At 27.0% G+C, this 7,863-nt stretch carries 9 protein-coding genes, 3 tRNA genes and 2 rRNA genes; 1 reads left to right on the forward strand and 13 read right to left on the reverse strand.

What is annotated here, in order from left to right; genetic code table 11:
• Positions 1 to 16: 16 nt before the first annotated feature.
• Positions 17 to 223 carry a hypothetical protein gene (locus EJJ37_RS19110; RefSeq protein WP_133017042.1) on the reverse strand — a complete coding sequence of 69 codons (207 nt, stop codon included), beginning with the start codon at positions 221 to 223 and terminating at the stop codon, positions 17 to 19.
• A gap of 241 nt (positions 224 to 464) precedes the next feature.
• Positions 465 to 540 (reverse strand) — tRNA-Phe (locus EJJ37_RS19115).
• Between the two features lie 165 nt (positions 541 to 705).
• On the opposite strand from EJJ37_RS19115, the gene EJJ37_RS19120 reads away from it, so the two are divergent.
• On the forward strand, positions 706 to 1,143 hold the full coding sequence (locus EJJ37_RS19120; RefSeq protein WP_243124925.1) for a hypothetical protein: 438 nt from the start codon (positions 706 to 708) through the stop codon (positions 1,141 to 1,143).
• A gap of 57 nt (positions 1,144 to 1,200) precedes the next feature.
• On the opposite strand, the gene EJJ37_RS19125 is transcribed toward EJJ37_RS19120, so the two are convergent.
• From EJJ37_RS19125 to EJJ37_RS19170, 11 genes are all read right to left on the reverse strand, one after another.
• On the reverse strand, positions 1,201 to 2,145 hold the full coding sequence (locus EJJ37_RS19125; RefSeq protein ID WP_133017043.1) for a CPBP family intramembrane glutamic endopeptidase: 945 nt from the start codon (positions 2,143 to 2,145) through the stop codon (positions 1,201 to 1,203).
• A gap of 182 nt (positions 2,146 to 2,327) precedes the next feature.
• Positions 2,328 to 2,834: a CinA family protein gene (locus EJJ37_RS19130; protein ID WP_166484843.1), complete on the reverse strand. Its 507-nt coding sequence runs from the start codon at positions 2,832 to 2,834 to the stop codon at positions 2,328 to 2,330.
• 133 nt (positions 2,835 to 2,967) lie between these two features.
• Positions 2,968 to 3,204, reverse strand: a complete 237-nt coding sequence (locus tag EJJ37_RS19135) for a hypothetical protein (protein ID WP_133017044.1) — start codon at positions 3,202 to 3,204, stop codon at positions 2,968 to 2,970.
• Positions 3,205 to 3,377: 173 nt separating this feature from the next.
• Positions 3,378 to 5,465 (reverse strand): elongation factor G, encoded by a 2,088-nt coding sequence (gene fusA / locus EJJ37_RS19140; protein ID WP_133017045.1) that lies wholly within the window; start codon positions 5,463 to 5,465, stop codon positions 3,378 to 3,380.
• A 362-nt stretch (positions 5,466 to 5,827) separates the two neighbouring features.
• Positions 5,828 to 6,304: a VanZ family protein gene (locus EJJ37_RS19145; RefSeq protein WP_133017046.1), complete on the reverse strand. Its 477-nt coding sequence runs from the start codon at positions 6,302 to 6,304 to the stop codon at positions 5,828 to 5,830.
• A gap of 44 nt (positions 6,305 to 6,348) precedes the next feature.
• A complete protein-coding gene (locus EJJ37_RS19150; protein WP_133017047.1) occupies positions 6,349 to 6,792 on the reverse strand; it encodes a hypothetical protein in 444 nt (147 codons plus the stop codon).
• Between the two features lie 99 nt (positions 6,793 to 6,891).
• Positions 6,892 to 7,044, reverse strand: coding sequence for a hypothetical protein (locus EJJ37_RS20520; RefSeq protein WP_166484844.1), 153 nt, complete (start codon positions 7,042 to 7,044; stop codon positions 6,892 to 6,894).
• 322 nt (positions 7,045 to 7,366) lie between these two features.
• Positions 7,367 to 7,442 (reverse strand) — tRNA-Ala (locus EJJ37_RS19155).
• Positions 7,443 to 7,447: 5 nt separating this feature from the next.
• Positions 7,448 to 7,524, reverse strand: a tRNA-Ile gene (locus tag EJJ37_RS19160).
• 5 nt (positions 7,525 to 7,529) lie between these two features.
• Positions 7,530 to 7,646, reverse strand: a 5S ribosomal RNA gene (gene rrf, locus EJJ37_RS19165).
• Positions 7,647 to 7,739: 93 nt separating this feature from the next.
• A 23S ribosomal RNA gene (locus EJJ37_RS19170) occupies positions 7,740 to 7,863 on the reverse strand; the annotation flags it as partial.

Genomic DNA, 7,863 nt, shown 5'->3' on the forward strand with positions numbered 1-7,863 from the left:
AGAGACAGATATACATTTAATCAGCTAACTTCTTATTTTTTTTGACTTTTTTATAGCATGAATATATAAGAGATAAAATAATTCCAATAACCCCTCCTGAAGCAAAACCTAAAATAACATTTTCTAATAATAATCCTACTAAAGTTCCTATTCCAACCCCAATTGCTATTCCTTTAGTCAAATATTCATAATCTTGTTCTGAAAGTATTATTTTTTCTATCATATCTCTTCCCCCTTTTTTAGCTATAAATAAATTATATACCCTAATTATTAATTATATCTTAATTTAAACTTAACAATAAATGAAATTTTTATATTTTATATTTTATCTTATATAGTATCTTTTGTAAAAGGTTATTTTTTACTTCATTTAAAGATTAAATTAACCTTTTAAAAACTTTAATTTAATTGTTTTATTTTTTCATAACATAAAAAAAGCAACTTACTATAGTAAGTTGCTTTCCTGGTGGCTCGACCAGGAATCGAACCAGGGACACGAGGATTTTCAGTCCTCTGCTCTACCGACTGAGCTATCGAGCCTTGATAATTTGATTATACATATTATTAAACATTATGTCAAATACTTTTTTATAAATTTATAAATTTATTTATAATCTACTTATAATACAAGAAATAAATTTAAGGTAATTTTTTATTACTAGTTAAATATAAATATATTATATAACATTTATTCTGGAGGTAACCTTGAAATATTTTATATTTTTAATACTCATACTCATTATTATATTTATGTATTTTTATTATGAAAAAAAATTAACTATAGCGAAAAAAAGGATATTAAGAACTTCTAATCAATTTAATAATATTAGAAATGAATATAGAAATGCTTTAACTAAAAACCAAAATGTAAATATACAATTTTTAACTCCTACTGCTAAAGCTGCTATAACTAATTCTAATACAACTGTTTTTCTTGCTCCAATTACAGATTCTCCTAAAGTTAAAGTATTAAACATAAAAATGGAAGTTAAAATTTTAGATAGTGCTATTATAAATGATAAAACTTGGTTCTATGTAAATTTACCTATTGATAGCAATTATAATTGTAGAGGTTGGATTAATAAAGATGATTTTTCATTTATTTATCAACAATCTCAAAGTACACCATCAGTATATCGTTAAAATTTATTATCATTAAACAAGACCGAGGTAATATTACTTCGGTCTTGTTTTTATATACTAAAATAAATATTTAAATATTATATCTGCCATCATATATAATAAATAAATTATTATAATAGCTATAAATTGAATATTAAATACTCTTTCATTACTTCTATTATATTTTATACTTAATTCATCCTGACTTATTATTCCTCTTCTAATATTTAATTCTGCTAATTTTCTAATTATAAAATATGCAGCTATCCCGAATGCTAATGCTATTAATCCATAAAAAATAGCCATAAATATCTTTTCTGAAACTGCCAAACTTCTTAAACTAACCTCTGTTGCTTGCTCCATAACTGAAGTACTCTCTGGAATAAAAGATAATAATTTCTGTAATGTTATTGATGTTCCATTTATTAAAAAGTGTATTAATGCTGATGCAAATATTGAATTAGTTATTCTTACTACTAATGCTAATACAAATCCCAAAACTGCTGCATATAAAAATTGTTGTGGATCTAAATGCATTATTCCAAATAATAATCCTGTTATAGAAGCTGCTAAATAAATATTTTTATCTTCATATCCAGATAAGACTACTCCACGTATTGTAATTTCTTCTGTAATAGCTGGTAATACGGCTATAAGCAAAAGTAAAATTATATATGGAGAATCTACTATGCCCGTTACAAAATTTCCAATTTCATTTTCAAAAAAGAACTGAGAAATTAAAGAAAAGAATGTCATTATTGGTTGGCATACAAAAGCTAATAATATTATTAATAGTGCATCCTTAAAGTAAAGCTTGTTCAACTTTAATACATCTTTTGCAGATTGCTTTGTAATAATTAAATATATAATAGCTGGGAAAATAAATGTTATAACATGACTAATAAGTAACATTGTCTTACTATCTGTAATATTAAACCATCTAAATATTAAATGTACTGGTAAGAATAATTGTAATAATATAATTATTAAAAAATACGTGTTTGCTCTCGATACTTTTTTCATATATCTCTCCTTTTTTTAAATATTTTATTTACCTAATGTATATTAATTTTAATTAGTGACAATAATATAAATGAAGTTTTAAACTTCATAGTTAATCGCCTCTCCCCCATTTTATTTATATACAAAAATAATCCCTTTAATGTTATTAATATATTAATGGGATTATTTTTGTTTGATTAAACCTATTTATAATTTTGATTTTCAAGCTCATCTTTAAGCATTTTTAAAGCATGGTTAGTTGCCGAAATTCTTATCTCTTCCCTATTTCCACTAAAATTACATTTTTCAATTATTGTTTTATTATTTACATGTACAGCTATATAAACTAATCCAACTGGTTTTTCATCTGTTCCACCACCTGGGCCCGCTATTCCTGTAGTGGCTATAGATGTATTGGAAGAGCTTACCCTTGCTATTCCTTCAGCCATTTCTCTAGCAGTTTCTTCACTTACTGCTCCATAAGCATCAAGTGTTTCCTTTCTAACACCAAGTCTTTTCATCTTAGCCTCATTAGAGTAAGTTATTGCTCCCTCTAAAAAAGAAGCTGATATACCAGGATATGAAATTAATTTAGCTGCTACCATACCTCCGGTACATGATTCTGCTGTTGAAATAGTTAATTTATTATTACATAATATCTTACCTAACTTAAATTCTATTGAGTCTTCATTAATTCTATCACTATTCATTTAATTCACCTCATTTTAACCCATATACAATAATTATAACCTCATTATTCCCACATTTACATATATTTTCTGTTTAATTTTTCAATAAATTTTACAAATAAAAATCTCTAAAGTAAAAAACCTTAGAGATTTTCTATTTATATTTATTAGCACTAATATAATAATCTCCTGAATTATTTATACCTTCTTCTAATATAGAAAAATTACTTTCTTTTAACATGGAGGTAATTATATTTATATGTTGCCTATTAGAATTATCTAGAGTTATAGTAAAATTATCATTTTTATCTACTATCCCCATATAATCATAAATATCACTATATTCACTAAGGCCTAAATTTCCTCTTATATCCATTTTATAGTCTGGCATTTTTACCCTCCTATTTATCGTTTTTTACCCCCATAAATTAAAAAACTTCTCCTAACTGCCATTATTTTATGTAAATATTTATTATTTTATTCCTTCTATATTTAATTTAAAATATATTAGCCCATTAAGAACTATATTTTCATAGTTTCTTAATAGGCATATTAAAATTATCTTTAAGCTTCTTCTTTTAAGGCTCTAACCTCATCTAAAATCTTTACAACTTCACTAGCTGGTACTTCATCATATCTTAAAAATTCACTAGTAAAGGTCCCTCTAGCTTGTGTCATTGATCTTAAATCTGTAGCATAACTAAACATTTCTGCCATAGGAATCTCTGCAATAATTTTTTGCAACTTTCCTTCTGGTTCCATTCCTATCACTCTTCCTCTTCTCTTGTTTACATCACCCATTACATCTCCCATATAACTATCAGGAACTAAAATTTTAACATTCATTATTGGTTCAAGTAAAATTGGTTTAGCTGCTTCTAATCCCTTTTTATATGCAATGGAAGCAGCAACTTTAAATGCCATTTCTGATGAATCTACTGGATGATAAGAACCATCATATAATGTAGCTTTTAATCCTACAACAGGATATCCTGCTAATACACCATTAGCTATACAATCTCTTAATCCTTTTTCAACTGCCGGAATAAAGTTTCTTGGAACAGCCCCTCCAACAACCTTATCTACAAACTGTAAATCTAATTCTCCATCTTGTCTTGGTTCAAACTTTATCTTTACATCCCCATATTGACCATGACCACCAGATTGTTTCTTATGCTTTCCTTGAACATCAGAAATACCTTTTATTGTTTCTCTATATGGTACCTTAGGCTCTTGCAAAATAACATCTGCACCAAATTTACTTTTTATTCTACTAGCTATAACCTCTAAATGAGTTTCTCCTAATCCCCAAATTATAGTTTCTGCATTTTCAACATCTCTTTCTAATTTAAAAACAGGATCTTCTTCCATTAATTTAGATAATGATAATGATATTTTTTCTTCATCACCTTTTGCTTTTGGTAATATTGCCATAGGCATTACTGCTTTAGGTAGATTTATTTTATCATATATTATTTTAAAATCTTCACTACATAATGTATCTCCAGTTGCTGTATATTGTAATTTTGAAACCGCACCAATATCTCCTGCAACTATTTCTTTAGTTGGAATTTGATTTTTTCCTTTCATAAAGAATAAGTGATTTAGTTTTTCTTGCTTTTCTTTATTTGGATTTAATACAGTTAACTCACCATTAATCTTTCCTGTCATAACTCTAAATAAAGATATTTTACCCACAAATGGATCTGCAATAGTTTTAAATACTAACGCTGAAAATGGCTTGTTTTCATCCGGTTTTATGAAAACCTCTTCATTGTTATTTAGATTTACCGCCTTTTGAGGAAGTGAATGTTCTGGTGATGGAAAGCATTGTACTATACTATTTATCATTGATTTTATTCCTATTACTTTTAATGCACTACCACATAATACTGGCGCTATTTCACCTTGTGCACATCCTTTTATTAATCCGGCATAAATATCTTCATCACATAACTCACCATCATTTAAATATTTATCTAATAGCTCTTCATCTGTTTCAGCAACAGCTTCCATTATCATTTGCTTAAACTCTTCAATTTTATCAACTAATTCATCTGGTATATCTGTTGATTCTACTTTAGATTTTTTCGAATTATACTTTACTGCTGTTTTGGATATAACGTCCACTATACCACTAAAGCTACTTTCTTTTCCTATAGGATACTGAATAGGAACTATACTCATTCCAAAGCTATTTTTCATTTCTTCTAATGTCTTATCAAAATCTGAGTTTTCTCTATCCATTTTATTTATAAAGAATGCTCTTGGTAATTTTATTTTTTCACAATAATCCCAAGCTTTTTCTGTTCCTACCTGTACTCCTGACACAGCACATACTACAATTGTAGCTATATCAACAGCTCTCATGCCTTGATACATCTCACCTTGAAAATCAAAATATCCTGGCATATCAACTATATTGATTTTAGTATCATTTTCTTCAAATGATGCAACTGAAGTTGATAAAGATATTCCTCTTTTCTTTTCCTCCTGTTCATAATCCATAACTGTATTACCTTCTTCAACTTTTCCTAATCTATCAGTATTATTTGTGTAAAATAATAAAGCTTCTGCTAAAGATGTTTTTCCTGTTGCTCCATGACCTATTAAACCTACATTCCTAAGTTTTTTATAATTATAGTCTTTCATAACATGATGATAATACTATCTTAGTATTATCTTTCACCCACCTTTCTTTATATAGATTAATTAATTATCGTTTTATTGGTAACTATTATTAAAGTTATACTTAATTTTTATGAACTTCAGCTTGCAAATAGTACATAATTTCCTTCATCCTATTATTCTTAAATTTATTAAAATCCACTTAAAGTATTTATCGTTAATTAAACTTAATATAAAAATAAGACTTATACTAAATTTTCAATCTTTAGTATAAGTCTATATAACTTAAAATCATATTTTATTAATTAGTTCCTTAGAATAGATATTAGGAACTATAAAAACTAATTTAATATTTTTATATTATGTTATAGTTCTATCTTCAGTAATTAACTTACAACTTTTTCTCTCTGATTAGAATTATCCTTCCTATTAAATTTAATTTTATAAATAATCCAATTAACTATAAAACCTAAAACTCCACCTGAAAAATCTATTGCTACATCTCTAAGTGCCATTTCTCTTCCTGGTATAAAATATTGGTGAATTTCATCACTAATTGCATATCCTAATACAATAAATAAACAATAAATTCTTGCTTTTTTTATATCAACATAATATTTACAAACAGCAATAGAAAAACAATATAATATAAAATACTCTGTAAAATGGGCAGCTTTCCTTACAGCAAATGAAGCAAGTTCTCCAAAATGAGTATTTAAGTCAATTCCTATAGCAGAAAATAACTTTATTACTAAATCACTTTGCTTAGTCGAAATATCCGCTGGTTGATTTGACATAAAAAATATTAATAACATCCATCCAATTAAAAGGATCCAACTAATTATAAGTCTTTTGTTCTTCATCTTCTTCTCCTTAATTCATGTATTAGTTAGATAAAAAAAACAATTTAATTTTTTTCTACTAAATATCTATTTATATAAGCTAATGACTCCTCCAGAATTCCTTGACTACTTTCTAAGTCTTGTAATTTTACTTCTAAATTACATATCCTTTGTTCTAATAAATACATAATCTCTTTTATATCATTTAACAACTTGGCCTCATAAGATACTTGTATTCCATCTGAATCAATATATATTTTCTCTGGTGTTGAACCACACTCTACGCATTTTGCGTATATTCCTTCTTTTTCTGTATCCCTAAATACTTTAAAAGTATCATTATTACATTTAGAACAATTAGATAGTATGATAAAATCATAATAACTTATATCAAACTCGTATTTACCTTTACAATGTTCACATGTTAAAACTAAATTATTTCCTTGAGTTTCTAAAAAAAAAGTATTTCCTGAACAACCTTCCTTTTCGCATACCACAGTTCTTATCATAAATATTCCCTCCTATATTTAAATAGAAATATACTTCCCTCAGAAATTATTATGATATATTTTTATATAATATGCTTAAAGATTAAGTATTAAAATAATTTATTTTACTCCTACTGATAATTTATCCAACTCATTTTTTATATTGTCAATTTCTTCATCTATCTTGCTTGTACTTTTTCCAGCTAAAACTAAATCTCTCTTTTCAAGTTTTAATTGAATAATTTTTTCTTCTAAGTTTATTTTCTTTTCCACACAACCACTCCCATTCTTATATTATGATAAGAATACTTAACAAGTTTTTTATATAATTCTAATCTTATAAATGTTATAACACTATTATATAATACTTTATTAAAATCATAACAAAAAAACAATAATAAATTTAAATTTATTTTACGACATAATATTATATATTTCTCACTTTTTTCTATTTGAATTTTTTTATTTATTAATAATTATATAAATAAAAAAACATCCCTTCATAATAATAAAAATTATATAAAAGAATGATTTCATATTAATTTTAATTTAAATTCAATAAAAATAAAAAAGCTACGATATAAATCGTAGCTTTTGGTGGAGGTAAAGGGATTCGAACCCTTGACCCCTTGCGTGCAAGGCAAGTGCTCTCCCAACTGAGCTATACCCCCAGAAATGGTGGACCTTCAGGGACTCGAACCCCGGGCCGACCGGTTATGAGCCGGTTGCTCTAACCAACTGAGCTAAAGATCCTTATTACCTGGCAACGTTCTACTCTCCCACACAGTCTCCCGTGCAGTACCATCGACGCTGTAGAGCTTAACTTTCCTGTTCGGAATGGGAAGGAGTGTTTCCTCTACGCCATCATCACCAGATTACATACGTTATTATACATTAAACATTATTTTATGTCAATAACTTTTTTGAGAAATTATTCTCTAAAAATTGCACATGAATTATTCTATTTATTGGTCAAGCCCTCGACCTATTAGTATCAGTCAGCTACATACGTTACCGCACTTACACCTCTGACCTATCAACCTTGTGTTCTTCAAGGGGTCTTACTAGCTTATGCTATGGGAAATCTCATCT

Source organism: Clostridium cuniculi (assembly GCF_004353185.1).
Taxonomy (GTDB): domain Bacteria; phylum Bacillota; class Clostridia; order Clostridiales; family Clostridiaceae; genus Clostridium; species Clostridium cuniculi.